The organism is Pseudomonas machongensis (assembly GCF_034961125.1).
Lineage (GTDB): Bacteria > Pseudomonadota > Gammaproteobacteria > Pseudomonadales > Pseudomonadaceae > Aquipseudomonas > Aquipseudomonas machongensis.
On the sequence record NZ_JAYFUI010000035.1, the window covers coordinates 1 to 24,704 of the forward strand.

The window sequence follows — 24,704 nt, forward strand, 5'->3', positions numbered from 1 at the left end:
AGCTCCTCGCTGACCAGAATGGTGTTGTCGGGGTAGACCAGCGTCTGCGAGCGGGCCTCCTGCAGGTAGGCCAGCAGGCGGCGACCGAGGTCCTTGACGTCCGAGGCGCGCTCGCGCAGGTAATCGTCATCCATCAGCTCGAAGCGGCTGACGTGCTCGCCGACCACCTGGCGCAGCGCGCCCTGGGCCCACTGGCCGGTCTTGATGACCTCGGCCACTTCGCCACCCAGGGCGGCATCCTCGAGCATCATCAGGTACACATCGAACAGCGCACGCTCTTCGGGACGCAACTGGGTCGCAAGCTTCGCCGACAGCTTGCGCATGTCGGCGCGCACCCCTTCGAGGGCGTTGTTGAAGAGCTTGAGTTCGCCGTCGATGTCTTCGACGGTCTTGTCCGGAACCACTTCGAGGTCAGCGGGGGGCAGCATGACCACCGCGCGGCCGACGGCAGCGCCTGGCGAGCCCGGCACGCCAACGAAGCGTGCTTCCTGGATACCCTTGCCCTGGCGGCCCAGGCCGCGTATCGAGCCGGTAGCCTCGGCGTGGGCGATAACCCCGGCGAGCTGGGCGCTCATGGTCACGAGGAAGGCTTCTTCGCCTTCATCGAACTGGCGCCGCTCCTTCTGCTGGATGACCAGTACCCCGACCACGCGACGGTGGTGGATGATGGGGGCACCAAGGAAGGAGGCGAAGCGTTCCTCGCCGGTTTCGGCGAAGTAGCGATAGCGCGGGTGATCCGCAGCGTTCTCGAGGTTCAGCGGCTCTTCACGGGTGCCGACCAGGCCGACCAGGCCTTCGTTGGGAGCCATGCTGACCTTGCCGATCGAGCGCTTGTTCAGGCCTTCGGTGGCCATCAGCACGAAACGGTTGGTCTCCGGGTCGAGCAGATAGACCGAGCATACCTGGCTGCCCATGGCCTCCTTGACGCGCAAGACAATGATACCCAACGCCGTCTTGAGATCTTTGGCGGAGTTCACTTCCTGGACGATCTTGCGCAGCGTATTGAGCATGGCTCGGGGTCGGACTCCGTCGTCAGTCGCGCGTCAACAGGCGCGGGGCTAGCTCTTTCAGGGCGCGGCGATACACCTCGCGCTTGAATGTCACCACCTGACCCAGCGGATACCAGTAGCTGACCCAGCGCCAGCCATCGAATTCCGGTTTTCCGGTCAGGTCCATCCGCACCCGCTGTTCGTTGCTCACCAGCCGCAGCAGGAACCACTTCTGCTTCTGGCCGATGCACAGCGGCTGGCTGTGCGTACGGACCAGGCGCTGGGGTAAACGATAACGCAACCAGCCTCGAGTGCAGGCAAGAATTTCCACATCCTCGCGTTCCAGGCCAACTTCTTCGTTCAGCTCGCGGTACAGGGCATCCTCTGGGGTTTCGTCAGGGTTGATACCACCCTGTGGAAACTGCCAGGCATCCTGGTTGATCCGCCGAGCCCATAGCACCTGCCCGGCATCATTCGTGAGAATGATCCCGACATTGGGGCGAAAACCATCCGGGTCGATCACGGCAGCAACCTCGAAAACGCATGTCACCGCATTGTTCCACAAAGCTTGCGAGCGCAGCAACGCACCCGCCATAGCTTATGTGCAGCGAGGTGAAAACTCCGTATTCTGCGGGACTTCTTCCCGGAGGCTTCTGCGAGAAAACCCATGCGCCTGGCTTTATTCGACCTGGACAATACCCTCCTCGGCGGTGACAGCGATCACGCCTGGGGTGACTACCTGTGTGAACGGGGCATCCTCGACCCCATCGCCTACAAGCAACGCAACGACGCCTTCTATCAGGATTACCTCAACGGCACCCTGGACCTGCAGGCCTACCTGGCGTTCTCGATGGAGATCTTCGCCGCCACCGAACCTGCCCAGCTCGACCAATGGCACCGCGAATTCATGCGCGACTGCATCGAGCCGATCATCCTGCCCAAGGCACTCGCCCTGCTGCAGCAGCACCGCGAGGCTGGCGACAAGCTGGTGATCATCACCGCCACCAACCGCTTCGTCACTGCGCCCATCGCCCGCCGCCTGGGCGTGCGCACCCTGCTGGCCACCGAATGCGAGCGTGATGGCGAGCGCTATACCGGGCGTAGCACCGATATACCGTGTTTCCGTGAAGGCAAGGTGACGCGCCTGAAGCGCTGGATGCTGGAGAACGGCTACGATCTGCAAGACAGCTACTTCTACAGCGATTCGCTGAATGATCTGCCGTTGCTGGAGCAGGTGACGCACCCGGTGGCGGTGGACCCGGATCCGAAACTGCGTGAAGAGGCCGAGCGGCGAGGTTGGCCGGTGATTTCGTTACGCGATTGAGATCGCGGGGCTCTCTTCGTGGGTTTACCCGTGAAAAAGGCCCCGCAGACGCATCAGACCGGCTTGGCCCCCATCAATCCTGCAATCGACAGGAAGCACACCCCACTGAACACCGCCAGCGCCAGGGTCAGGCGCAGCCCGGCAGGCTCGGCCTTGCGCAGGCGGTTCAGCCGCACCAGCAGCCACCACACGGCGAAAGCGCCCAGGGTATAGAGGATGCTGGAGGCCAGCACCCAGGTCTGGCCCAACGGCCAGCCGACCAGGTGCACCAGCCACCAGCCGGTGAACGGCATGCTCAGCAGGCACAGCCCCATCACCAGCCAGACGAACACCAGCGGCCGACGCAGCAGTTTGGCGTAGGCCTCGGCATCACCCTGCCGGCGGGCACGCAAGGTCCAGATCGCCAGACCCAGCGCACCGAGGATCAACAGTACGGTGGCGAGGATGTGCAGGGTCTTGAGGGTGGTCAGGTGTTCCATCGCGTGCGGGTCCTCGAAAGACTTTTTTCGGCCTCACCGCGGGACAAGCCCGCTTCTGCAAGTTCGGTGTTGCCATTCATGCCAAGCGTAGCCGCTCAACCCAGGAACAGCTTGTACGCCGGGTTGTCGGTTTCATCCCAGTATGGATAACCGATCTTGGCCAGCGCCTCGGGCACCAGGTGACGCTCGTCTTCCGGCACCTGCAACCCGGCCACCACACGACCATCGGCGGCACCGTGGTTGCGGTAGTGGAACATCGAGATGTTCCAGCGCCCGCCCAGCTTGTTGAGGAAGTTGAACAGCGCCCCCGGCCGCTCAGGGAACTCGAAACGCAGCACCAGCTCATCGCTGGCCGCCGCCGAGTGGCCGCCGACCATGTGACGGATATGCAGCTTGGCCAGTTCGTTGTCGGTCAGGTCGGTAACCGGGAAGCCCTGCTCGGTCAGGTGCTGAACCAGGGCGGCGCGCGGGTCGGTCTCTGGATGGGTCTGCACGCCGACGAAGATGTGCGCCTCTTTGTCGGCGTGGTACCGGTAGTTGAACTCAGTGATCTGGCGCTTGCCGATAGCCTCGCAGAACGCCTTGAAGCTGCCCGGACGCTCCGGGATGGTCACGGCGATGATCGCCTCGCGCTTCTCGCCCAGTTCGGCGCGCTCGGCAACGTGACGCAGACGATCGAAATTGACGTTGGCACCGGAGTCGATGGCCACCAGCGTTTGCCCCGAGACGCCGGTCAACTCGACGTACTTCTTGATGCCCGCCACGCCAAGGGCGCCGGCAGGTTCGGTGATCGAGCGGGTATCGTCGTAGATATCCTTGATCGCCGCGCAGATCTCATCGGTACTGACGGTGATCACCTCATCGACATGATCCTTGCAGATATCGAAGGTGTGCTGACCGATCTGCGCCACCGCGACACCGTCGGCGAACAGCCCTACCTGCGGCAGCACCACACGCTCGCCCGCAGCCATCGCGGCCTGCAGGCAATTGGAATCGTCAGGCTCGACGCCGATCACCTTGATCTCGGGGCGCAGGTACTTCACATAGGCCGCAATGCCGGCAATCAGCCCGCCGCCGCCGACCGGCACGAAGATCGCGTCCAGGCGGCCCGGGTGCTGGCGCAGGATCTCCATCGCCACGGTGCCCTGCCCGGCGATGGTGTGGGGATCGTCGTAGGGGTGGATGTAGACGAAGCCCTTCTCTTCGACCAGCTTCAGCGAATAGGCCAGCGCCTCGGGGAAGGAGTCGCCGTGCAGCACCACCTTGCCGCCACGCGAGCGCACCCCCTCGACCTTGATCTCCGGCGTGGTCTTGGGCATCACGATGGTGGCCTTGATACCCAGCTCCCGCGCAGCCAGGGCCACGCCCTGGGCGTGGTTGCCGGCAGAGGCGGTGACCACGCCACGCGCCAGCTCTTCGGCGCTCAGTTGCGCCAGCTTGTTGTACGCCCCGCGGATCTTGAAGGAGAACACCGGCTGCAGGTCCTCGCGCTTGAGCAGGACCTGATTGCCCAGGCGCTTGCTCAGTTGGCCGGCGTTGTGCAGCGGGGTTTCGACGGCGACGTCGTAGACGCGCGAGGTGAGGATCTTCTTGACGTACTGTTCGAGCATCTTGGAAACATCACTGGGCCGCGGGACAAGGGCTGGAAGTCTACCCCAGCGCCCTGTCGGGCGACCACAGCAAAGCCGCCGGACTCGTTATACTAGGCGACCTCAGAAAACCTCCCGCCCCTCTCGGAGCCCGCATGACCCAGGACCAACTCAAACAGGCCGTCGCCCAGGCCGCTGTCGACTTCATTCTGCCCAAGCTGGATGAAAAGAGCGTCGTCGGCGTCGGCACCGGTTCGACCGCCAACTTCTTCATCGACGCCCTGGCCCAGCACAAGACCGCCTTCGACGGCGCCGTCGCCAGCTCCGAGGCCACCGCACAGCGTCTGAAGGGTCATGGCATCCCGGTCTATGAGCTGAACAGCGTCAGCGAGTTGGAGTTCTACGTCGACGGTGCCGACGAGAGCGACGCGCACTTGAACCTGATCAAGGGCGGCGGTGCGGCCCTGACCCGCGAGAAGATCGTCGCGGCAGTGGCCAAGACCTTCATCTGCATCGCCGACGCCAGCAAGCTGGTGCCGGTGCTCGGCGCCTTCCCGCTGCCGGTCGAGGTGATCCCGATGGCCCGCAGCCACGTGGCGCGCCAGCTGGTCAAGCTGGGTGGCGATCCGGTGTACCGCGAAGGCGTGGTGACCGACAACGGTAACGTCATCCTCGACGTGTACAACCTGCAGATCACCAACCCGGTGGAGCTGGAAAGCCAGATCAATGCGATCGTTGGCGTGGTCACCAACGGCCTGTTCGCGGCGCGTCCGGCAGACTTGCTGCTGCTGGGGACTTCCGAAGGCGTGAAGAGCCTGAAGGCTGAATAAGCAAGCCCGCTCCTACAAGTACCCCGCTGTTCTGAAGGACACCGGGAAACCTGTAGGAGCGGGTTTACCCGCGAATAGGCCAGCACTGACACAACAAAGACCACTGCCCCCACAGAGCCCTGAACTACACCTACTCAGCCGGCTGCCTGAACACATAGAACAGGTTCGGCTCACTCACCAGGTAGATGGTCCCGGCATCGTCCATGGCGATCCCTTCAGCCTGCGGCACCGTCTTCTTCAGGCCCTGATACCCCTTGCGCAACGACAGGGTGCTCAGCGGCCGCCCCTTCACATCCAGCTCCAGCACCAGCCGTGATTCGTCCGACAGCGCCAGCAGATGCCCGCTGCGTTCATCGAACTGCAGGCTCGACAGGTCGCGCACGAACAACCGTGAATCACGCTTGCGGTCCTGCACCACATGCACCGCATAGGGCTGCTCCGGATTGTCATGGGGGAAGCCGTGCACCTCGTAGATCAGCATCGGGTCACGCTCCTTGGCGACGAACAGGCGCTTGCCGGCCGAATCGTAAGCTAACCCTTCGAAGCCCTTGTTGCCGTTCAGGCCGATGCCCAAGGTGAGCTGCTCGGCGTCGTTGGCGTCGAGAAACGGCGTGTCGTCGTCCAATCGCACGCGAATCAGCCGTTGCTGGCGCTCGTCGGTGATGACATAGCTGTTCGGCCCGACGTACTCCACGGCCTCCGGGTCGCCGAAGCCGGTCAGCGGCACGCGGCGCAGGATGCGCCCATCCAGCGAAAGCTCGATGAGCTCTGAGCGGGCATTGGTGACGGTGAACAGGGTCTTGCGGTCGGGGTCGTAGGTAAGCGCCGAAACATCGTCGTCCAGGCCCTCGATGGGCTGAGCCTCGATCACCACCTGGTAGCGATCTAGCCCGATGCCTTGCTCGGTCGGCTGCCACCAGCTCTTGAGATTGAACCAGCCGCGCTCGAACAGGCGGAACTCGTGCCCCGCCGCGCCAAGCACCGCCAGCACGGAGAAAGCCAGAAGAAAGAGAAACGAACGAAGATGACGGCGCATGAAGAGGACTCGACGGAGGATGCCGAATCTAATCATTCATAGCTGAAATAAAGCTTAAGGCCATCATCAGAAAATTCCGACAATCCTGTCAGTGCTTCTTGAAGCGATAGAACAGCGCGGGCTCGCTGACCATGTACAGGTTGCCCTGATCGTCCATGGTCACACCTTCGGCCCGAGGCACACGGCTACCCAGACCGTTGAACGCCCCGAGCAAGGTCATGAAGCTGACCTGCTCACCCTTCTCGTCCAGTTCCAGCAGCATGTTCGAGTCAGCCGACAGCACCAGCAGGTGGCCTGTGCGTGGATCAACCGCCAGCGCCGACAGGTTGCGCAGGTCGAGCTCGTCACTGGGCAGTAGCTGCTTATCGCCCTTGAGCGGCCCGCGACCATCGGTGCTCCAGGTAAACAGACGCGGCGGGCGCTCTTCGCCGATGATCAGGCGCTGGCGCATCGGGTCCCAGGCAATGGCCTCGAAACCCTTGTTGCTCTTGACCGACTTGCCCAGGTCATAGCTGGGGAAGTCATCGTGATTAAGCGTCGAGGTGCTCGCGTCCACCTTTACCAGCGTCAGGTCATGGTTGCGCTCATCAACGATCGCGATCAGCCCGTTTTCCAGCACGGCAAGGCCTTCAGGATTTTCCCAACCCACCAGCGGAATCTTGCGCAACACGTCGCCATCGAGCGTGAGCTCGACCAGGAAGGGGTTCTTGCCCATCACCGCGAACAGCGTGCGGGTCTGCGGATTGAACGACAGGTCCGAGGCTTCGTCGTCGTCCATGCCCGGCAACGGCTTGGCGTCGATGTCTACCAGGTAGTCCGGCAGCCAGACGCTTTCAATTCGCTCGGCACTGCTCTCGAAACGCTCCTTGACCCACAGCAGGCCACGGTCGTCCCAGTGCATGGCGACGGCCACCCCATAGCCGATCACCGCTGCCACAGCCAGGGCGAACGGCCAGCGCAGGTAGAAACGACGCTTGGTGGAAGCTGGGGCGCTGGAAGGTGCTGGCATGCAGGGGGTCCTGGGTAAATGGGCGAAGATTCGCGCATTATCCAGATGGGGTGTGAAAAAACGGTAAATCGCTCGCGGGTAAAACCGCTCTCACAAGGCTGTGCAAATCCCTGTAGGAGCGGGTTTACCCGCGAAAAGGACGACGCGCAGTCAGATCAAAGCACGCGGCTCTCGAAGCGGCTGACACCCGGCAGCTCAAGCACCAGCTCATCACCCACATTGAACGGCCCGACACCGGCCGGGGTGCCGGTGAGGATCACATCGCCCGCCTGCAGAGAGAAGTGCGCGGCGATATGCTGGATGATCGGCACGATGGGGTTGAGCATCATTGCGCTGCTGCCATCCTGGCGCACTTCGCCGTTGATGGTCAGGCGCACCGGAATGTCGGTCACATCCTCGAAGCTGGAAGCGGCGACGAACGGCGGCAAGACACAGGCGCCGTCGAAGCTCTTGGCCAGCTCCCACGGCAGGCCCTTCTCCTTGAGCTTGGCCTGCACGTCGCGCAGGGTCAGGTCCAGGGCCGGGGCGTAGCCGGAGATGGCATCCAGCACTTCTTCGACTGTCGGCTTGGTCGACAGCGGCTTGCCCAGGAGCACGGCGATCTCGGCTTCGTAGTGCACCGAACCACGGTCGGTCGGGATCTTGAAGCCGCCTTCCAGTGGCACCACGCAGCTGCCAGGCTTGATGAATAGCAGCGGTTCGCTGGGGATGGGGTTGTCCAGTTCCTTGGCATGCTCGGCGTAGTTACGGCCGATGCACACCACCTTGCCCAGCGGGAAGTGGATGCGCGTGCCGTCTACGTACTGGTGCTGGTAACTCATGGGGCCGACTCCTCTGGATACTGCTTTCTTATTCAGGTGCGAAGATCTTACCCGGATTCATGATGCCGTTCGGGTCGAACACCGCCTTTATCGCCTTCATGCAGGCAATTTCATCTGCCGAGCGGCTGTAGCCCAGGTAGTCCCGCTTGGTCATGCCCACGCCGTGCTCGGCAGAGATCGAACCGTTGTAGCGCTCGACGATCTCGAACACCCATTTGTTGACCTTGGTGCACGAGGCGAAGAAATCATCCTTGCTCATGTGGTCGGGCTTGAGAATGTTCAGGTGCAGGTTGCCGTCGCCGATATGCCCGTACCAGACGACTTCGTAGTCGGGGTAGTGTTCGCCGACCACTGCATCGATATCGCGCAGGAACGCCGGCACCTTGGAGACGGTGACGGAAATATCGTTCTTGTAGGGCGTCCAGTGGGAGATGGTCTCTGACAGGTACTCGCGCAGCTTCCACAGGTTCTTCAGTTGCGTCTCGCTCTGGCTCATCACCCCATCGAGCACCCAACCCTGCTCGACGCAGTGCTCGAAGGTGGCCAGGGCTTCGTTGGCCACCTCCTCGGTGCTGGCCTCGAACTCCAGCAGCGCATAGAAAGGGCACTGCGTGTCGAACGGCGCCGGCACGTCGCCGCGCCCCATGATCTTGGCCAGGCCCTTGTCGGAGAAGAATTCGAAGGCGGTCAGGTCGAGCTTGCCCTGAAAAGCGTGCAGCACCGGCATGATCGAGTCGAAGTCCGGCGTGCCGAGCACCATCGCCGTAAGGTTGCGCGGCGCACGGTCCAGGCGCATGGTCGCTTCGACCACGAAGCCCAGGGTGCCCTCGGCGCCGATGAACAACTGGCGCAGGTCGTAACCGGTGGCGTTCTTGATCAGGTCGCGATTGAGCTCCAGCAGTTCGCCCTTGCCGGTGACAACCTTCAGCCCTGCCACCCAGTTGCGGGTCATGCCGTAGCGAATGACCTTGATTCCGCCGGCATTGGTGCCGATATTGCCGCCAATCTGGCTGGATCCGCTCGAGGCGAAATCTACCGGATAGTACAACCCCTGGTCTTCGGCGAACTGCTGCAACTGGCGGGTGATCACGCCCGGCTGGCAGACCACGGTGCGGTCGAACGCGTTGAAGTCGAGAATCTGGTTCATCTGGTCGAAGGCCACCACGACTTCGCCATTGGCAGCGACTGCGGCGCCCGACAGGCCGGTGCGTCCGCCGGACGGCACCAGCGCGACCTTGTGGCGGTTAGCCCAGGCGACGATGGCCTGGACCTGCTCGATGGTTTTGGGAAGCACGATGGCCGAAGGAGCCGGTGGATAGTGCTTGGTCCAGTCCTTGCCATACGCCTCGAGCGAGGCGGGGTCGACAAGGACCTTGCCAGGGTCGACCAGGGTCTTCAGCTCATCAATTACCGCAACGTCGATCATCGGCAGAACTCTCGAATGATTCATAGTCACCCTGAGCACTCTTCACCTGTCGGGATAAGCTCAGACGGTGTCGCGTATGCTAGCATAGCCCTCCCGTCGATCGTGCTAAGGCCCGTCGCCGCGCCGCTTTGCCCCCCTCGCCATTTTTTCTCCGGGATACAGGTTTACGCAGATGAGCAAGACTTCTCTCGACAAGAGCAAGATCAGGTTCCTTCTTCTCGAAGGCGTCCACCAGAATGCTGTGGACACCCTCAAGGCTGCCGGGTACACCAACATCGAGTACCTCACTGGCTCACTGCCGGATGCGCAACTGAAGGAAAAGATCGCGGACGCCCACTTCATCGGCATCCGCTCGCGCACTCAACTGACTGAAGAAGTCTTTGATTGTGCGAAGAAACTGGTCGCGGTCGGCTGCTTCTGCATCGGCACCAACCAGGTCGACCTGAACGCGGCCCGCGAGCGCGGCATCGCGGTGTTCAACGCACCGTACTCCAACACCCGTTCGGTTGCCGAACTGGTGCTGGCCGAAGCGATCCTGCTGCTGCGCGGCATCCCCGAGAAGAACGCTTCCTGCCACCGTGGTGGCTGGATCAAGAGCGCGGCCAACTCCTTCGAGATCCGCGGCAAGAAGCTCGGCATCGTCGGCTACGGCTCGATCGGCACCCAGCTGTCGGTACTGGCCGAAAGCGTCGGCATGCAGGTCTACTTCTTCGACCCGCTGACCAAGCTGCCACTGGGCAACGCCACCCAGGTCACCAGCCTCAACGAACTGCTGGGCCTGGCCGACATCGTCTCGCTGCACGTGCCTGAGCTGCCATCCACCCAGTGGATGATCGGCGAGAAGGAAATCCGTGCGATGAAGAAGGGTTCGATCCTGATCAACGCCGCACGCGGCACCGTGGTCGAGCTGGATCACCTGGCTGCCGCGATCAAGGACAAGCACCTGATCGGCGCCGCCATCGACGTGTTCCCGGTCGAGCCGCGCTCGAACGACGAAGAGTTCGAAAGCCCGCTGCGTGGTCTGGACAACGTGATCCTGACCCCGCACATCGGCGGTTCGACCGCCGAAGCCCAGGCCAACATCGGTCTGGAAGTGGCCGAGAAGCTGGTCAAATACAGCGACAACGGTACCTCCGTGTCGTCGGTCAACTTCCCTGAAGTAGCCCTGCCGGCGCACCCAGGCAAGCACCGCCTGCTGCACATCCACGAAAACATCCCGGGCGTACTCAGCGAGATCAACAAGGTCTTCGCCGAGAACGGCATCAACATCTCCGGTCAGTTCCTGCAGACCGACGAGAAAGTGGGCTACGTGGTCATCGACGTCGACGCCGAATACTCGGACCTGGCGCAAGAGAAGCTGCAGCACGTCAAGGGCACCATCCGCTCGCGCGTACTGTTCTGAGCCTGATGGCTGCATGAAGAAGGGAGGCCCTGGTGGCCTCCCTTTTTTGTCTGCGCGATCTGTGTCTTGTGCTGCGCGGGCGCGGATTTACCCGCGCACAATCCCCCGCGTTACTTCACATTGACGGTGATCTTCTTCGACTCGACGCTTGGCTTGAACGGCACATGGTACTGGTCGCCCAGCACCAGTTGCAGGGTGTGCTTGCCCGGGGTCAGGGTGATGGTCGCCTCGGTCTGCGCCTTGCCGAAGTGCAGCACCTGCGGCCCGGCTGGCAGAGGTTGGTTGCCCTCAGGCATCAGGCTGGTCGGCAATGGCTGGTCAGCTACAGGCGCTTTGTCGACATCGACCAGCAGGTGATGGTGCCCGGAATGCGGAGTCTGGTCGCCGGCCGGCTTGAGCGCCATCCCTTCAATGCCGAACTTGACGGTGAAGGTCTTGTCGACCGTAGCGCCATCGGCAGGGGAAACGATGAAGACCTTCGCATCTTTCGGCGGCTCCTGGCTTTTCAGGGCATCCGCAGCCGTGGCAAGCAAAGAGGCTCCCATCAGCAAACCGGCGAGGGCAGCACGCGAAACTGGGCTTTTCATTCACATCTCCTGTCATTCACTTCAATTGACCGCTATCACTTAAAAGAAGCGAGGCGGTACTTCACCATAGTCCACCTGCCACGCCGCAGGTTCAAAAATGCCGGCATGAAAATTTCAATGCCGGCTCAAACATACGCGCGATGTAGGGGTCATAGGCTGCGTTCGATCGCGGCAAACACAGAAAGCCACGGCGAATGACATTCATCTGCCGAGAAATAAAAGGGATATTCATGCGTTTGACCATTGGCCTACTGCTGGCAGTACTCATCAGCCCCCTGGCCCAGGCAGAGCTGATCGACGAAATCAACGACCGGGGTGAACTGCGCATCGCCGTCCAAGCCGACAATGCACCCTACGCCTTCAAGGAAAACGAGCACCTGACCGGGTTCGACATCGAATTCGGCCAGGACCTGGCCCGGGAGATGGACCTGCGTGCCGAATTCATCGAAGCGCCTGCCGACGAAGTGTTAGCAGGCGTGGAGAGCGGCAAGTACGACATCGCGCTGACCCCGACAGGCCAACAATCTGCGACCGAAAGCGCGCTCGATGCCAGCCAGCCGTTTGGCGAGAAGAAGCTGGTGATTCCGTTCCAGAAAGATAACCCGGCATTCGAAAGCACGCTGAACAATGCCCTGCAGCGGCTCAAGGACAGTGGGCGGATGGCGGAGCTCGAGCAGAAGTGGTTCGAGAAGACGGCAGCGCAGCAGTGATATCGCGTCGTCCTCTTCGCGGGCAAGCCCGCTCCCACAGGGTTGGACTCACCATAGGCCTTGTGGGGGCGGCGGTTCGGCGCTCCGACTTGCCCGCGAAAAGAACGACACCGAACTACCCCAGTGCCCGTTGCGCCTCATCCAGCTCCAGCTCGCTGAACACCCGCACCCCTTCCCGACGCAACAGCGCAGCAACGACGCCCTCCCCCGGCACCTTCACCCCGCTGAAACTGCCATCGTAGGTCAGTCGGTTGCCGCACGACGGGCTACCGGACTTGAGCACCGCAACCCGAATCCCATGCCGCCTCACCAGCGCCAAGGCCTGCCGAGCGCCGCTCAAAAATGCCGCGCTGACATCCTCGCCAGCCACGGTCAGGACCTGAACCTGCCCATCAAGCACCTGGCCACCCTGTCCGCCCTGGATCTCCGCGGCCGGTCGCGGCGTCGGCAAGCCACCCGCCACCTCCGGGCACAAGGGCACTACACGGCCCTCGGCCTGCCATTGCTTGAGCAGATCGGGGTGGCCACTGTCGCGCCCGTCATAGCGCACCGGTTGCCCCAGCAGGCAGGCGCTGACCAGGACCTTGGACGACTCAGAAGGGATCATTGCCACGGCGCCGGAACCAGCCCGTCAGCGACAGGCGTTCGCGATTGGCCGGCAGGACTTCATGCGGGACTTCACCCGAAAGGAACACCACCAGGCTGCAAGCCTCGGGCTGGACATCATGCTCGACATCGTCGGCGAGAAACATCCGCAGTTGCCCGCCGTCTTCGGGTTGCCAGCACTCATTGAGATAGAGCACCACCGACACCATGCGCCGGTCGTCGTCGCGGAAACGGTCAAGATGCCTGCGGTAGAAGGCGCCCGGCGGATACAGGGCGAAATGACACTCGAAGTCTTCCAGCCCCAGGAACAGCCCTTGGTTGATCGCCTGGCGCAGGTTGTCCATGAGCTCCAGGTAACGGTCGCAGGGCTCGGCCTGGCCGGGGTCGATCCACTGGATCTGGTCGCCACGGATCGCCTCGCGTACCTCCTGGGCCGCGCCCCTGCCGACACCTGCGGGGTTCAGTTCGCCCTCGGCATGGCGCCTGCGACACTCGGCGGCCAGTGCGCCGACCAGCTCAAGCGGCAGGAAAAGTGCCTGCTGCGACCAGCCACGGGTGGCCAGGTCGTCGACGATGGTCGACAGCAGCGGATGTTCAGGAGAGGTATGCATGGCGCGCATCATATCCATTAGCCATGTACACGGACAGCGCCACTTGGCCGAGAAGCGCGCTGATATCTCGACAAAGGCGTACCACCCCACAGACAATAGCGGCCTGCCGACAGGAGTCCTGAATGCGCCGTTTGTTTTCCCTGCTTGTGCTGATGATCTGCACCATGCCTGTCTGGGCAGACAGCCTCGACCAGCTGTACAAGGCCGCCGGCTGGCCCGACCAGCGCGCCCACTTCAATGATGCCATCGGTGCCGCCCAGCAGCGCTACCGCAACAGCCTGCCGCCCGCGGTTTACCAGGCACTCGTCAACAACAGCAACCAACGCTTCCAGGCCCAGGCGATGGATCAGCGTGCCCAGGCCCAACTGCGCGCCAACCTGAAGAATCCGGCGCCGGCGCTGGCGTTCTTCCAATCGCCGCTGGGACGCAAGGTGGTTGCCGCCGAATTGCTGGCCACGCGCAAGGACCAATTGGCCAAGAACGCCAAGGGCCTGCCAAGGATCCAGGCCAGCGACAACCGCCTGCTGGCCATCGGTCACCTGGCCCAGGCCCTGCCGGCCCGCGAAGCTGGGGCCGAGGTCAGCCTGGCGATCGCCGGGGTTGCCGCCGACAGCCTCAGCTCGATGATTCCCGGCCTGTTCGGCGGCGGCCAGGCCCAGGGCCTGCTCGATGGTCAGCGCCAACGTTTGATGAACGAGATTGGCGAAGACCTGAACAACACGTTGTTGTACGTCTACCGCGAGCTGTCCGACGACGAACTGGAAGCGTTCGCCACTTTCGCCGAATCCGCAGAGGGCAAGGCCTACTACAATGCCGCGCTGGCCGCGGTGCGTGCGGGGCTGGCTGTGGGCCAGAGCAGCGCCAACCTCAAGTAAGCAGGCGCTGGTCGAGAAAGGTGAAGTAGCGCTGGCGGATATCCGGCAGCTCGTTGGCCAGGTGATGCCGCGCCTCGGGCAGCAGGAGAATCTGCGGCTCGGCGAACTTCTCCTTCAGCACTCTGAGGTTGTAGGGCCAGTCCACCGTGCCGTCTGCCTCGCCCTGAACGATCAGCGGCCGACGCCGACTATGCGGCGCCGCCTCGATGCGTTTGATCCAGGCCATCAGCGCCCCCACCCATGCCGTCGGCAGGCGCCGCGGCTGCAACGGATCGGCCTCGAGAAACGCAAGAAATGCCGGGTCGTTGGTATTGGCACTGAAGCGTCGCTCGATACCATCGACGAAATGGCGCAGCACCCGATAACTCAGCTTCGACCAGTGCCAGGCCCGCGGTCGCACCAACGGCGCCAGCAGGATCACCTGGCCGTCCGCCGGGCTCTGCTCGCTGCAGTGCAGCAGATGATCGACAACGATGGCTCCACCCGTGCTCTGCCCACACAGATGCCAAGGCCGTGGCAAGTCGAGCCTGCGCGCCTGTTCGAAGAGGGCATCGAGCACCTGCTGGTAAATCGCGAAGTCGGCGATGCTGGCCCGCTCGCCACTGGACAGCCCGTGACCGGGCAGATCGCAGCCAATCACCGCGAAGCCCTGCTGCAAGGCCCAGGCGATTACATGGCGGTACAGCCCCATGTGGTCGTAGTAGCCATGCAGCAGGAACAGCGTTGCCACCGGTTCTTGCGGCAGCCACACCTGCCCGACCAGGTCGAAACCTGCCACGCTGAAGCCACCCAACCAGCTGTGTGCGGGCAGGTCGAGACCGTAGAAGCGCTGGTAGTCGAGGGCCTGGGCCGACAGTGGCTGGCGCGCCGCAAGAGCGTCAAGGCTGGTGCGCAGCAGGTCAGGGTGGAAGGGTGAAGGCATCGGTACATCCAGAGTGGCGCGAGTATTGATCTGCGATATTCAGCTCTGTGCCCGGCCATGGCAAGCTGGCGTCTTCTTGTCTTTGTCATGCACCCAGACGCGCTCTTGGCGGGCAAGCCCGCGAAAAAGCCCGGTGCAACGTTGCGGACTACCGATGAAAACCCTCACCACGCTGCTCGCCACCCTGCTCTGCGCCGCCTTGCTGTGGTGGGCCTACGACAGCTTCCAGTCGCGCTACCTGCGCCAGTTCGACGACCAGGCCACGCTGTTCGACGGCAGCCGGTTGCAACTGCCCGCCGAACTCGCAGGCCCTGGCCCGATCCGCATCGTGCACTTCTGGGACCCCACCTGTCCTTGCAATGTCGGCAACCAGCAACATCTGGCCGAGCTCATCGAGCAGTTCGCCGCGCAGGGTGTAACCTTCCACGTGTTGCAAAAGCCCGGCAGCCACGGCCAGCTTCCCGCCAACCTTGGCGCCCTGCAGCCGATCCGCGAGCTGCCGGGCAGCGAACACCTGCCAGCCTCTCCGGCAGTGGCGATCTGGGATCGACAGGGGCAGCTCGCCTACTTCGGCCCCTACAGCGAAGGCGCGGTGTGCAACTCGAGCAACAGCTTCATCGAACCCGTCATCCGGGCGCTGCTGCAAGGGCGCCGGGTACAGGCCTCCAATGCGTTGGCCAGCGGGTGCTATTGCCCATGGCAGAAAGATGCGCAGTGAACGGCAGACCTGCCGCTTCGGGGAAGCTATTCTCAACGCGGTTCGCATCCCTCGGTAGCCACGGCCTCTCTGCCAACGTACAAGGAATTCTATGAAGCGCAGCCTGACTCTGCTTGCCGTCGTCGTGGCCATGGCCGCCGCCGGCGCGTACTGGTACGTGCACGGCAAAGTGCCGCAGCGCGAAGGCGAAGTGGCTATCACCGGCTTGAGCGCACCGGTCAGCGTGCGCTATGACGAACGCGGAGTGCCGCATCTGCAGGCGCAGAACGAGCCCGATCTATACCGTGCCCTGGGCTATGTGCACGCCCAGGACCGGCTGTTCCAGATGGAGTTGGTAAGGCGCCTGGCCCGCGGTGAGCTCGCCGAAGTGCTGGGCAGCAAGCTGGTGCCCACCGACACCCTGTTTCGCAGCCTGCGCATCCGCGAGCAGGCGGCGCGGATGGTCGAACGCCTGGATCACCAGTCACCGTCATGGATTGCATTGCAGGCCTACCTGGATGGCGTGAACAGCTGGCAGGCCAGCCATCCCAAGCCGGTGGAGTTCGACGTCCTCGGCATCCCTGAACGGCCCTTCACTGCCGAAGACACCCTGAGCATCGCCGGCTACCTGGCCTACAGCTTTGCCGCAGCCTTCCGCACCGAGCCTGCGCTGACCTACATTCGTGACCAGCTCGGCCCCGAGTATCTGAAGATCTTCGACCTCGACTGGCAGCCTGATGGCGCTCTGCGCCCGGCCCTTGCCGCCGGTGACTGGCGCACCCTCGAAGGCCTGGCCCAGCTCAGCCACCAGGCGCTCGGCGACGCCGGCATCCCGCAGTTCGAAGGCAGCAACGCCTGGGCCGTCGCGGGCAGCCATACCCGCAGTGGTAGCCCCCTGCTGGCGGGCGACCCGCATATCGGCTTCGCAGTACCGGCGGTGTGGTACGAGGCCGAGCTATCGGCCCCGGGCTTCAACCTCTACGGCTATTTCCAGGCGCTGAACCCCTTCGCCCTGCTCGGTCACAATCGCGACTTCGGCTGGAGCCTGACCATGTTCCAGAACGACGACGTCGACCTGATCGCCGAGAAGACCAATCCCGCCGACGCCAACCAGGTCATGGTCGATGGCCAGTGGCGTGCGCTGGAGACGACCGAGCAACAGATCGCGGTCAAGGGCGAAGCGCCGGTGACCATCAACCTGCGCCGCTCACCCCATGGGCCGATCGTCAACGATGTACTCGGCGAAACCGCAGGGCAAACCCCCATCGCCATGTGGTGGGCGTTCCTGGAAACCGAAAACCCTATTCTCGACGCCTTCTACCAGGTCAACCGCGCCGACACCCTGGGCAAGATGCGCGAGGCCGCGGCGAAGATCCAGGCACCGGGGCTGAACCTGGTATGGGCCAACGCTCGCGGTGACATCGGCTGGTGGGCCTCGGCGCAGTTACCCATTCGTCCAGACGGGGTCAACCCGGCGTTCATTCTCGACGGCAGTACTCACCAGGCCGAGAAGCTCGGCTTCTACCCCTTCAGCGCCAATCCCCAGCAAGAGAACCCGCCCAGCGGCTACATTGTCTCGGCCAACTACCAGCCGCCGGCCGCCATCCCGATTCCCGGCTATTACAACCTGCCCGACCGTGGCCGCCAGCTGGATCGTCGACTGGCCGACCCGCAGGTCAAATGGGATGTGCAGAACAGCCAGGCGCTGCAGCTGGACACCAGCACCGACTATGGCCCTCGTACCTTGGCGCCGCTGCTGAATACCCTGCGTGCGATCGCCGAGGGTGACGAGCAGAAGGAGCTGGTCGAACAGCTGGCCGCATGGCGCGGCGACTACCCGCTGGATTCGACCAGCGCCACGCTGTTCAACCAGTTCCTCTACGAACTGGCGTTCGCCGCCCTGCATGACGAGCTGGGCGACACCTGGTTCCAGGTGCTGATCAGCACACGCGCCATCGACGCCGCGCTACCGCGCCTGGCGGCCGACGCCGACTCACCCTGGTGGAACCTGCGCGGCGGCCACGACCGTACCGACCGCACCGCCATCGTCCGTCAGGCCTGGCAACGCAGCCTGGCGCATCTGCGCGAGCTGTACGGCAACGACCCGGCGGACTGGCAATGGGGCAAAGCCCACACCCTCACCCACAACCACCCGCTGGGCCAGCAGAAACCGTTGAACCTGCTGTTCAATGTCGGCCCCTTCGCCGCACCGGGCACCCACGAGGTGCCGAACAACCTGTCGGCGAAGATCGGCCCAGCGCCCTGGCCGGTGAACTACGGGCCTTCGACCCGACGCCTGATCGACTTCGCCGATGCCGGGCAAGCGCTGACAATCAACCCTGTAGGCCAGAGTGGCGTACCGTTCGACCGGCACTATTCGGACCAGGCCGAGGATTATGTGCAGGGGCGCTATCACAAGGCGCAGATGGGGGTGATTCCCGCGCGCAGCACCTTGCGCCTGGTGCCGCCGGGGCAGTGAGCCCTGGACATCGGCGGTGCACGTCTGCGCGAGCGGCGATTCGGCGCGCCGACGTGCCCGCGAAAAGGTCACCACAGGCGCAGCCCGAACATGACCGGTTTCACAACCCTTCACACTGCGAACAGGTAACCTGTCCGCCCCTTTCTTCCAAGAGCCTTCCTCATGCAAAAGCACTTCATCGAAATCGACGGCGCCCGCATGAGCTACGTCGACCAGGGCCAGGGCTTCCCGGTGCTGCTGGGCCATAGCTATCTGTGGTCTGCCGCGATGTGGCAACCGCAGATCGATGCGCTGTCGAAACACTTCCGCGTGCTGGTGCCCGAGCTCTGGGGCCATGGCGACTCCGAGGCACCCCCAGCCACCACCATCGACATGAGCGCGCTGGCACGCCAGCACCTGGCGTTTCTCGACGCACTGGGCATCGACAAATGCCATCTGGTCGGCCTGTCGGTCGGCGGCATGTGGGGTGCTGAGCTGGCGATCGAGCACCCGGAACGGGTTGACCGCATCGTGCTGATGGATACCTACCTCGGCGCCGAACCTGAAGCAACGCGCCTGAAGTACTTCGGCCTGCTGGATGCCGCCAGCGGCGCAGGGTTCTTCCCTGACCCACTGCTCGACATCGTGGTGCCGATCTTCTTCCATGCCGGCGGCCAGACGGTGCCGGAGGTTCGCGAGCAGTTCCGCGCCGACCTCAAGGCCAGCAGCGCCGAGGCCATTCGCCAGAGCCTCGACCCGATGGGGCGGGTGATTTTCGGACGCCCTGACCTGCTGGGCCGCCTGGGCGAGTTGCCGGCAGAGCGGACCATCGTGGTCTGCGGCGACCAGGACATCCCGCGTCCGCCTGCCGAAAGCAACGAAATGGCACGGATCATCGGCTGCCTGGCAGCGCAGATTCCATTCGCAGGGCATATCTCCAGCCTGGAGAACCCGAAGGTGGTGAATGAGTTCCTGTTGAACTGGTTGCCGCGTAACCGCTGATATCGCCGGGGCTGCAGTGCAGCCCCGCGATTGGACCCTGACTCAACCCTGCCACTTGCCGCCTTCGACGATCACGCTCTCAGGCTTGGTGTCATCGCTCAGCTCCTTGCGCACGTACTGGTCATACAGCTTGAGCAGGAATTTCTCCTCACCCAGTTTGGCCAGCTCGGCATTGACCCAGTCACGCAGCTCGGTGTTGCCCTTCTTCACCGCCGGGGCGATCGGAGCCTCATCGCCCAGCAATTCTGGCAACACGCGGTAGCCTGGGTTCTGCTTGGCCCAGCTGAACAGGATCAGGTTGTCCTGGGCATAGGCATCGCCACGACCATTGGCCAGGGCCTGCAGCGATTCGCTGTTCTTCTCGAACTTGAGCAGCTTCCAATCCGGGTGGTTCCTGGTCAGCCAGATATCGGCAGTGGTGCCGGTGGTGACGATGATGGTCTTGTCGGCCAGGTCATCGAGGGCTTTCACCGGGCTGCCATCGGCGACGATGGCCTGCACCGCCACGCGCAGGTTGGGGTTGGTGAAATCGACCGCTTCCTTGCGCTCCGGGGTGACGGTCATGTTGGCGAGGATCAGGTCGACCTTGTCGCTCTGCAGAAATGGAATGCGGCTGGCCGGTTCCACGGCCACGAACTCGACCTTGTTCTCGTCGCCGAGCAGGTCCTTGGCGAAGCGACGGCCGATATCGGTGTCGAAGCCCACGTAGCGACCGCTCTCGTCGACGAAGCCGAACGGCGGCTTGTCGGTGAAGACGCCGACGATCAGCTTATCGCGGGCCTTGATGGTTTCCAGGTAGCTGGTGGACGGTGCAGACGTCGCCGCAGCCGACTTGCCCGGCTCCGCGGGTTTGTCGCAACCGGCCAGCAAGGCCAGGCCGAACAGCGGCGCCAGCAGTTTGGTGAAGTGGGCAGTTTTCATGACAGTTCCTTGTGTAGTGTCTTCGGCAGGCTTTCGACGAAGGAGAATTTGTCCAGGAACTGCTGCGCGCGTGCGGTCCGCGGTTGGCTGAAGAAGCTCTCGGGGTCGCTCTGTTCAAGGATCCTGCCGGCCTCCATGAACACGATACGGTCGGCCACCGCACGGGCGAAGGCCATTTCGTGGGTGACGATGAGCAGGGTCATGCCGTCCCGGGCCAGGCCCTGGATCACCTGCAGCACCTCCTTGACCATCTCTGGGTCCAGGGCTGCGGTGACCTCATCGAACAGCATCACCTGCGGGTTCATGCACAGCGAACGAACGATGGCGATGCGCTGCTGCTGGCCACCCGACAACTGCCGGGGGAAGGCGTCCCGCTTGTCCAGCAACCCCACCCGCGCCAGCAACGCCTCGGCCTGCGCCTGGGCTTCGGTGCGCTCGCGCTTCTGCACCTTGAGCGGGCCGAGCAGCAGGTTGTCGATCACGCTCATGTGGCCGAACAGGTGATAGCTCTGGAACACCATGCCCACCTGTTGGCGGACCTGGCGCCAGTCGGTGCCGGAGCCAAGCAGTTCCTGGCCATCGAGGCGCAGGCTACCGCCATGGGCCTCCTCCAGGCCGTTCAGGCAACGCAGCAAGGTGCTCTTGCCGCAGCCACTGGGGCCGAGAATCACCACCACTTCACCGGCCTGAACCTGCAGGTCGACATCCTTGAGCACCTGGTGCTCGCCGAAGAACTTGTTGAAACCCTGGAATTCGATCAATGCGCTCATGAGTGGGCCCAGCGGCGTTCCAGCGCGCGCGAGGCGGCGGAAAGCGGGTAGCAGATGAAAAAGAAGAACAGGAACAGCACGCCGTAGATCAGCACCGACTCGTAGGTGCGCTCGATGATCTGCTGGCCGGCCTTGATGACGTCGACGACGCCGATCAGCACGGCAAGCGAGCTGGTCTTGACGATCCGTGTGTAGATATTGATGGTGGGTGGCGTCATGCGCTTGAGCGCCTGCGGCAACAGCACGTGCCCATACAACTGCAGGCCCGAAAGACCGATCGACAGCCCCGCCTCGCGCTGGCCGCGCGGCAGCGAAGCCAGCGCCCCGCGTACCACCTCGCCCACCTCGCTGGCGCCCCACAGCCCCAGCACCAGCACCGCGCACCAGAAGCTGGGGATGCTCAGCGAAAAGAATATCGGCAACCCGAAGAACACCAGGTACAACCAGACCAGCACCGGTATTGCACGAAACAGCTCCAGGTAGACCTGCAAGGCGATGTTCACCGCACGCTTGCCCAGCGTGGCCAGCACGCCATAGAGCACACCGCCCAGGGTGGCGAAGACGATGCCCAAGGCCGAGATCGCCAGGGTCTGTCCGGCGCCCTTGGCCAGTTGCGGCAAGGACACCAGCAGCAGCTCAATTGCCGAACTGGCCATGTTGCAACCTCCTTTCCAGGTGGCGCAGCAGCAGCGACAGCGGCAGGAACAGCAGCACGCAGAGCAACGTCAGCACTGCGAGCATCTCGTAGGTCTTGTAGTACAGGGCGATGTAGTTCTTGGTGGTGTAGAGGATTTCCGGCACGGCCACCGCCGAGACCACGGTGGTTTCCTTGAGCAGGAAGATGAAGTTGGCGAACAGCGCCGGCAAGCTGAGGATGCCGGCCTGGGGCAGGATCACGTGGCGCAGCAGCTGGCCCTCGGACAAGCCGATGGAGCGCCCGGACTCCAGCTGCGCCCGTGGCACCGCTTCGACACCCGCCCGCAGCACCTCGGTGAGGTAGGCGCCGCCCATGAAGGTCATGGTGATGATCGCGGCAGCGAAGCCGGAGACTTTCAAACCCAGGGTCGGCAGTGCGAAATAGACGAAGAACAACTGGATCAGCAGCGGCGTGTTGCGCGCGAGCTCCACATAGCCTTTGACCAGCCGCCACAGGTAGGGGGTGCGAAACACCAGGACGGTGGCATTGAACACGGCGACCAGCAACGAGGTGGCGATGGCGATCACTCCGACCTGCAGGGTGACGCCAACGGCCTTGAGGAATGCCGGGAGTGTGCTAAGCATGAAGGCAGTGTCGAAGGTCATGGATAACGCCTCGGCACAGGGTCACGGAGGTACGACATGGGCAGGTTTCCGGGCTCGACGCGAGGATGGCTCGGCGTCGTGGACGATGAAATGGGTGTGCCGGTAAGCACGATGGGTAGACTCTAAATGCATAAAAATCTTTCTCTAAATACCTTTATTGCATATTGATATCACCCTACGGGCTAACCGGAAATTTCATACATCTGCCAGGGATCTTTCCTTCGAAATACCTCTCAAAAGGACTTCAGACTGATCGGCCAGCCAGGCTCACAGGGACGACAACAATGAACAGCCCAAGCACGCCCGTTTCGAATGAACAACTTCAGTGGTTGCTGGCACTGCGCAAGGCGCTTTCCGGGCAGCGTTGAAGGTTTCGGTTTCCAAACGAAAACGCCGACACAGCAGTGTCGGCGTTTTCATGTGAAGCACTAACCGGGCAAATCAGAACGCCGGCAGCACCGCACCTTGGTACTTCTTCTCGATGAAGGCTTTCACTTCAGGGCTGGTCAGGGCCTTGGCCAGCTTCTGGATGGCGTCGCTGTTCTTGTTGTCAGGACGCGCAACCAGGAAGTTCACGTAAGGCGAGTCGCTGCCCTCGATCACCAGCGCATCCTTGGCCGGGTTCAGGCCCGCCTCCAGCGCGTAATTGGTGTTGATCATGTCCAGGTCGACCTGATCCAGCACGCGCGGCAGCATGGCCGACTCGAGCTCGCGGAACTTCAGTTTCTTCGGGTTCTCGGCGATGTCTTTCGGCGTCGCCAGGGCGTTCTTCGGATCCTTCAGGGTGATCAGGCCGGCCTTCTGCAGCAGCAGCAGGGCACGACCACTGTTGCTGCCCTCGTTCGGAATAGCCACGGTGGCGCCTTCCTTGAGCTCCGACAGGCTCTTGACCTTCTTCGAGTAGCCACCGAACGGCTCGACGTGAACGCCGATCACGGTTTCCAGGTGGGTACCCTTGCCTTCGTTGAAGTTCTTCAGGTACGGCAGCGTCTGGAAGTAGTTGGCGTCCAGGCGCTTCTGGTCGACCTGCACGTTCGGCTGCACATAGTCGGTGAAGACCTTGATCTGCAGGTCCACACCTTCCTTGGCCAGGGTCGGCTTGATCAGCTCGAGGATTTCGGCGTGTGGCACCGGGGTGGCGGCTACCACCAGTTTTTCGGCGGCGTGAGCCAGGCCGGACAGCGACAGGGCAGCGGCGAGGGCAGTCGTCAGCAGGGTCTTTTTCATGGTGATCCTTGTTATCAAGCTGGGGCCATCGACGATGGCGAAGTCAGGTGCCGCACCGTCTCGACAGTGGGCGTGGAGCGGACGATACCGGGATTTTTTATGCCCTAACAATATCTTTTGATTCGCTGCTTATTCCAAAAACAAAAAGCCATCACCCACTTTGCTTATGAGCCGTCGGCAACCGCTCTAGCGCGCGGATGTGTTCAGTTCGACCAGGCTTCGCTCCAGCAATTCGCGCAAGGCGGCAAGCGTCCCTGGATCACGGCTGCGCCCCAGTTGCGCGAGTTGGCTGGCCAGACGGGTCAGGGGCGCGCGCTCGGGCAGGTCCAGATGCTGCGGGAGAATTTCATCGCCCTCGGCCACCAGCAGGGCAAAGTGGATGACGTTCTCCAGCTCGCGGGTGTTGCCGGGCCAGGCATGGGCTTCCAGCGCTTGCTGCGCCGCTTCGCTGATCAGCGGCACGCTGCGTTCCAGGCGCACGCTGTAGATGCCGACGAAGTATTCAGCCAGCGGCAGGATGTCCCCGACCCTCTGGCGCAGCGCTGGCAGCTCCAGTTCGCCTTCGCGCAGATAGAGGTACAGCCGCTCGTTGAAGCGCCCGGCACGCACTGCCTGGGCCAGGTCGATGCTGGAGGCGGCCACCAGGCGCACATCCACGGCCTGTGGCTGCTGGGCGCCGACCCGGGTGACCTCGCGGTTTTCCAGGGCCGCCAGCAGCTTGCCCTGGATGGCCAACGGCAGGTCGGCGATCTCGTCCAGGTACAAGGTGCCGCCATTGGCCGAACCGAACCAGCCCGCGCGACTGCTGGCCGTGCCGCCATGGGTACCGGCGCTGTAGCCGAACAGCTCGGCATCGGCGTAGGTGTGGCTGATGCCCGCGCAGTTGACCGAGACGAACAGCCCCGCGCGATCGCTGGCGCGATGGATCTGCCTTGCCAGCAGCTCCTTGCCGGTGCCGGTCTCACCACGGATCAGCACCGGCAGCGGTTGCGGCGCCAGGCGTTCGAGCGCTTCGCGCAGTTGCTGCGAACGTGCATCGACGAATACCAGCGCCTTGGCACGGATACTCAGCGGGCTCTTGTCCAGCTCGGGGAACGTCAGCAGCGGCTGG

At 63.1% G+C, this 24,704-nt stretch carries 26 protein-coding genes; 8 read left to right on the forward strand and 18 right to left on the reverse strand.

What is annotated here, in order from left to right; all coding sequences use genetic code 11:
• Together VA602_RS01455 and VA602_RS01460 are read right to left on the reverse strand one after the other, a co-directional pair.
• Positions 1-1,010 (reverse strand): phosphoenolpyruvate-utilizing N-terminal domain-containing protein (locus VA602_RS01455; protein ID WP_323452286.1); only part of this gene is annotated, 1,010 nt, incomplete at its 3' end.
• Between the two features lie 22 nt (positions 1,011-1,032).
• Positions 1,033-1,512, reverse strand: coding sequence for an RNA pyrophosphohydrolase (locus VA602_RS01460; protein WP_029614755.1), 480 nt, complete (start codon positions 1,510-1,512; stop codon positions 1,033-1,035).
• Between the two features lie 144 nt (positions 1,513-1,656).
• Here VA602_RS01460 and VA602_RS01465 point away from each other — a divergent pair, with 144 nt between their 5' ends.
• On the forward strand, positions 1,657-2,313 hold the full coding sequence (locus tag VA602_RS01465; RefSeq protein ID WP_054891128.1) for a histidinol-phosphatase: 657 nt from the start codon (positions 1,657-1,659) through the stop codon (positions 2,311-2,313).
• A gap of 53 nt (positions 2,314-2,366) precedes the next feature.
• Here the strand turns inward: VA602_RS01465 and VA602_RS01470 are convergent, their stop codons facing one another.
• The gene (locus VA602_RS01470; protein WP_054891127.1) at positions 2,367-2,792 is read right to left on the reverse strand and encodes a DUF2269 domain-containing protein; all 426 of its coding nucleotides are present in this window, start codon (positions 2,790-2,792) and stop codon (positions 2,367-2,369) included.
• 95 nt (positions 2,793-2,887) lie between these two features.
• A complete protein-coding gene (ilvA, locus tag VA602_RS01475) occupies positions 2,888-4,402 on the reverse strand; it encodes a threonine ammonia-lyase, biosynthetic (RefSeq protein WP_054891126.1) in 1,515 nt (504 codons plus the stop codon).
• Positions 4,403-4,536: 134 nt separating this feature from the next.
• Here ilvA and rpiA point away from each other — a divergent pair, with 134 nt between their 5' ends.
• On the forward strand, positions 4,537-5,211 hold the full coding sequence (gene rpiA / locus VA602_RS01480; RefSeq protein ID WP_054891125.1) for a ribose-5-phosphate isomerase RpiA: 675 nt from the start codon (positions 4,537-4,539) through the stop codon (positions 5,209-5,211).
• 130 nt (positions 5,212-5,341) lie between these two features.
• On the opposite strand, the gene VA602_RS01485 is transcribed toward rpiA, so the two are convergent.
• The 4 genes from VA602_RS01485 to VA602_RS01500 form a co-directional block, all read right to left on the reverse strand.
• The gene (locus tag VA602_RS01485; protein WP_323452287.1) at positions 5,342-6,247 is read right to left on the reverse strand and encodes an SdiA-regulated domain-containing protein; all 906 of its coding nucleotides are present in this window, start codon (positions 6,245-6,247) and stop codon (positions 5,342-5,344) included.
• A gap of 88 nt (positions 6,248-6,335) precedes the next feature.
• Positions 6,336-7,256: an SdiA-regulated domain-containing protein gene (locus VA602_RS01490; RefSeq protein WP_197890501.1), complete on the reverse strand. Its 921-nt coding sequence runs from the start codon at positions 7,254-7,256 to the stop codon at positions 6,336-6,338.
• A 155-nt stretch (positions 7,257-7,411) separates the two neighbouring features.
• Entirely contained in the window at positions 7,412-8,077 is a 666-nt protein-coding gene (locus VA602_RS01495; RefSeq protein ID WP_054891122.1) for a fumarylacetoacetate hydrolase family protein, read from the reverse strand.
• Between the two features lie 28 nt (positions 8,078-8,105).
• Positions 8,106-9,503 carry an FAD-binding oxidoreductase gene (locus tag VA602_RS01500; protein WP_323452288.1) on the reverse strand — a complete coding sequence of 466 codons (1,398 nt, stop codon included), beginning with the start codon at positions 9,501-9,503 and terminating at the stop codon, positions 8,106-8,108.
• A 172-nt stretch (positions 9,504-9,675) separates the two neighbouring features.
• On the opposite strand from VA602_RS01500, the gene serA reads away from it, so the two are divergent.
• On the forward strand, positions 9,676-10,905 hold the full coding sequence (gene serA / locus VA602_RS01505) for a phosphoglycerate dehydrogenase (protein WP_054891120.1): 1,230 nt from the start codon (positions 9,676-9,678) through the stop codon (positions 10,903-10,905).
• 110 nt (positions 10,906-11,015) lie between these two features.
• On the opposite strand, the gene VA602_RS01510 is transcribed toward serA, so the two are convergent.
• A complete protein-coding gene (locus tag VA602_RS01510; RefSeq protein ID WP_054891119.1) occupies positions 11,016-11,492 on the reverse strand; it encodes a DUF4399 domain-containing protein in 477 nt (158 codons plus the stop codon).
• A gap of 230 nt (positions 11,493-11,722) precedes the next feature.
• Between VA602_RS01510 and VA602_RS01515 the strand changes: the two genes are divergently transcribed.
• Positions 11,723-12,202 (forward strand): substrate-binding periplasmic protein, encoded by a 480-nt coding sequence (locus VA602_RS01515; RefSeq protein WP_323452289.1) that lies wholly within the window; start codon positions 11,723-11,725, stop codon positions 12,200-12,202.
• A gap of 115 nt (positions 12,203-12,317) precedes the next feature.
• On the opposite strand, the gene VA602_RS01520 is transcribed toward VA602_RS01515, so the two are convergent.
• Complete coding sequence (locus VA602_RS01520) at positions 12,318-12,809, reverse strand: DUF523 domain-containing protein (RefSeq protein WP_112899453.1); 492 nt, start codon at positions 12,807-12,809, stop codon at positions 12,318-12,320.
• Positions 12,796-13,428: a 2OG-Fe(II) oxygenase gene (locus VA602_RS01525; RefSeq protein ID WP_323452296.1), complete on the reverse strand. Its 633-nt coding sequence runs from the start codon at positions 13,426-13,428 to the stop codon at positions 12,796-12,798. Before VA602_RS01525 ends, VA602_RS01520 begins: the two co-directional genes overlap by 14 nt.
• A 113-nt stretch (positions 13,429-13,541) precedes the next feature.
• On the opposite strand from VA602_RS01525, the gene VA602_RS01530 reads away from it, so the two are divergent.
• Positions 13,542-14,294: a DUF2059 domain-containing protein gene (locus tag VA602_RS01530; RefSeq protein ID WP_153774834.1), complete on the forward strand. Its 753-nt coding sequence runs from the start codon at positions 13,542-13,544 to the stop codon at positions 14,292-14,294.
• Here VA602_RS01530 and VA602_RS01535 read toward each other — a convergent pair.
• On the reverse strand, positions 14,287-15,216 hold the full coding sequence (locus VA602_RS01535; protein ID WP_323452290.1) for a phospholipase BipL: 930 nt from the start codon (positions 15,214-15,216) through the stop codon (positions 14,287-14,289). The genes VA602_RS01530 and VA602_RS01535 overlap by 8 nt on opposite strands.
• Before the next feature lie 154 nt (positions 15,217-15,370).
• Between VA602_RS01535 and VA602_RS01540 the strand changes: the two genes are divergently transcribed.
• From VA602_RS01540 to VA602_RS01550, 3 genes are all read left to right on the forward strand, one after another.
• Positions 15,371-15,934, forward strand: a complete 564-nt coding sequence (locus VA602_RS01540; RefSeq protein ID WP_323452291.1) for a DUF6436 domain-containing protein — start codon at positions 15,371-15,373, stop codon at positions 15,932-15,934.
• A 91-nt stretch (positions 15,935-16,025) separates the two neighbouring features.
• On the forward strand, positions 16,026-18,392 hold the full coding sequence (locus VA602_RS01545; RefSeq protein ID WP_323452292.1) for a penicillin acylase family protein: 2,367 nt from the start codon (positions 16,026-16,028) through the stop codon (positions 18,390-18,392).
• A gap of 162 nt (positions 18,393-18,554) precedes the next feature.
• Positions 18,555-19,373, forward strand: coding sequence for an alpha/beta fold hydrolase (locus tag VA602_RS01550; RefSeq protein WP_054891112.1), 819 nt, complete (start codon positions 18,555-18,557; stop codon positions 19,371-19,373).
• 42 nt (positions 19,374-19,415) lie between these two features.
• On the opposite strand, the gene VA602_RS01555 is transcribed toward VA602_RS01550, so the two are convergent.
• The 6 genes from VA602_RS01555 to VA602_RS01580 all read right to left on the reverse strand — a co-directional run.
• The gene (locus tag VA602_RS01555) at positions 19,416-20,294 is read right to left on the reverse strand and encodes a transporter substrate-binding domain-containing protein (RefSeq protein ID WP_153774829.1); all 879 of its coding nucleotides are present in this window, start codon (positions 20,292-20,294) and stop codon (positions 19,416-19,418) included.
• A complete protein-coding gene (locus VA602_RS01560) occupies positions 20,291-21,064 on the reverse strand; it encodes an amino acid ABC transporter ATP-binding protein (protein WP_323452293.1) in 774 nt (257 codons plus the stop codon). The genes VA602_RS01555 and VA602_RS01560 overlap by 4 nt, the downstream gene beginning before the upstream one ends.
• Complete coding sequence (locus VA602_RS01565; protein ID WP_112899458.1) at positions 21,061-21,720, reverse strand: amino acid ABC transporter permease; 660 nt, start codon at positions 21,718-21,720, stop codon at positions 21,061-21,063. Before VA602_RS01565 ends, VA602_RS01560 begins: the two co-directional genes overlap by 4 nt.
• Positions 21,701-22,366 (reverse strand): amino acid ABC transporter permease, encoded by a 666-nt coding sequence (locus VA602_RS01570; RefSeq protein WP_323452294.1) that lies wholly within the window; start codon positions 22,364-22,366, stop codon positions 21,701-21,703. Before VA602_RS01570 ends, VA602_RS01565 begins: the two co-directional genes overlap by 20 nt.
• Before the next feature lie 441 nt (positions 22,367-22,807).
• The gene (locus VA602_RS01575) at positions 22,808-23,593 is read right to left on the reverse strand and encodes a MetQ/NlpA family ABC transporter substrate-binding protein (protein WP_153774827.1); all 786 of its coding nucleotides are present in this window, start codon (positions 23,591-23,593) and stop codon (positions 22,808-22,810) included.
• Between the two features lie 186 nt (positions 23,594-23,779).
• A partial coding sequence (locus VA602_RS01580) for a sigma 54-interacting transcriptional regulator (RefSeq protein WP_323452295.1) occupies positions 23,780-24,704 on the reverse strand: 925 nt, incomplete at its 5' end.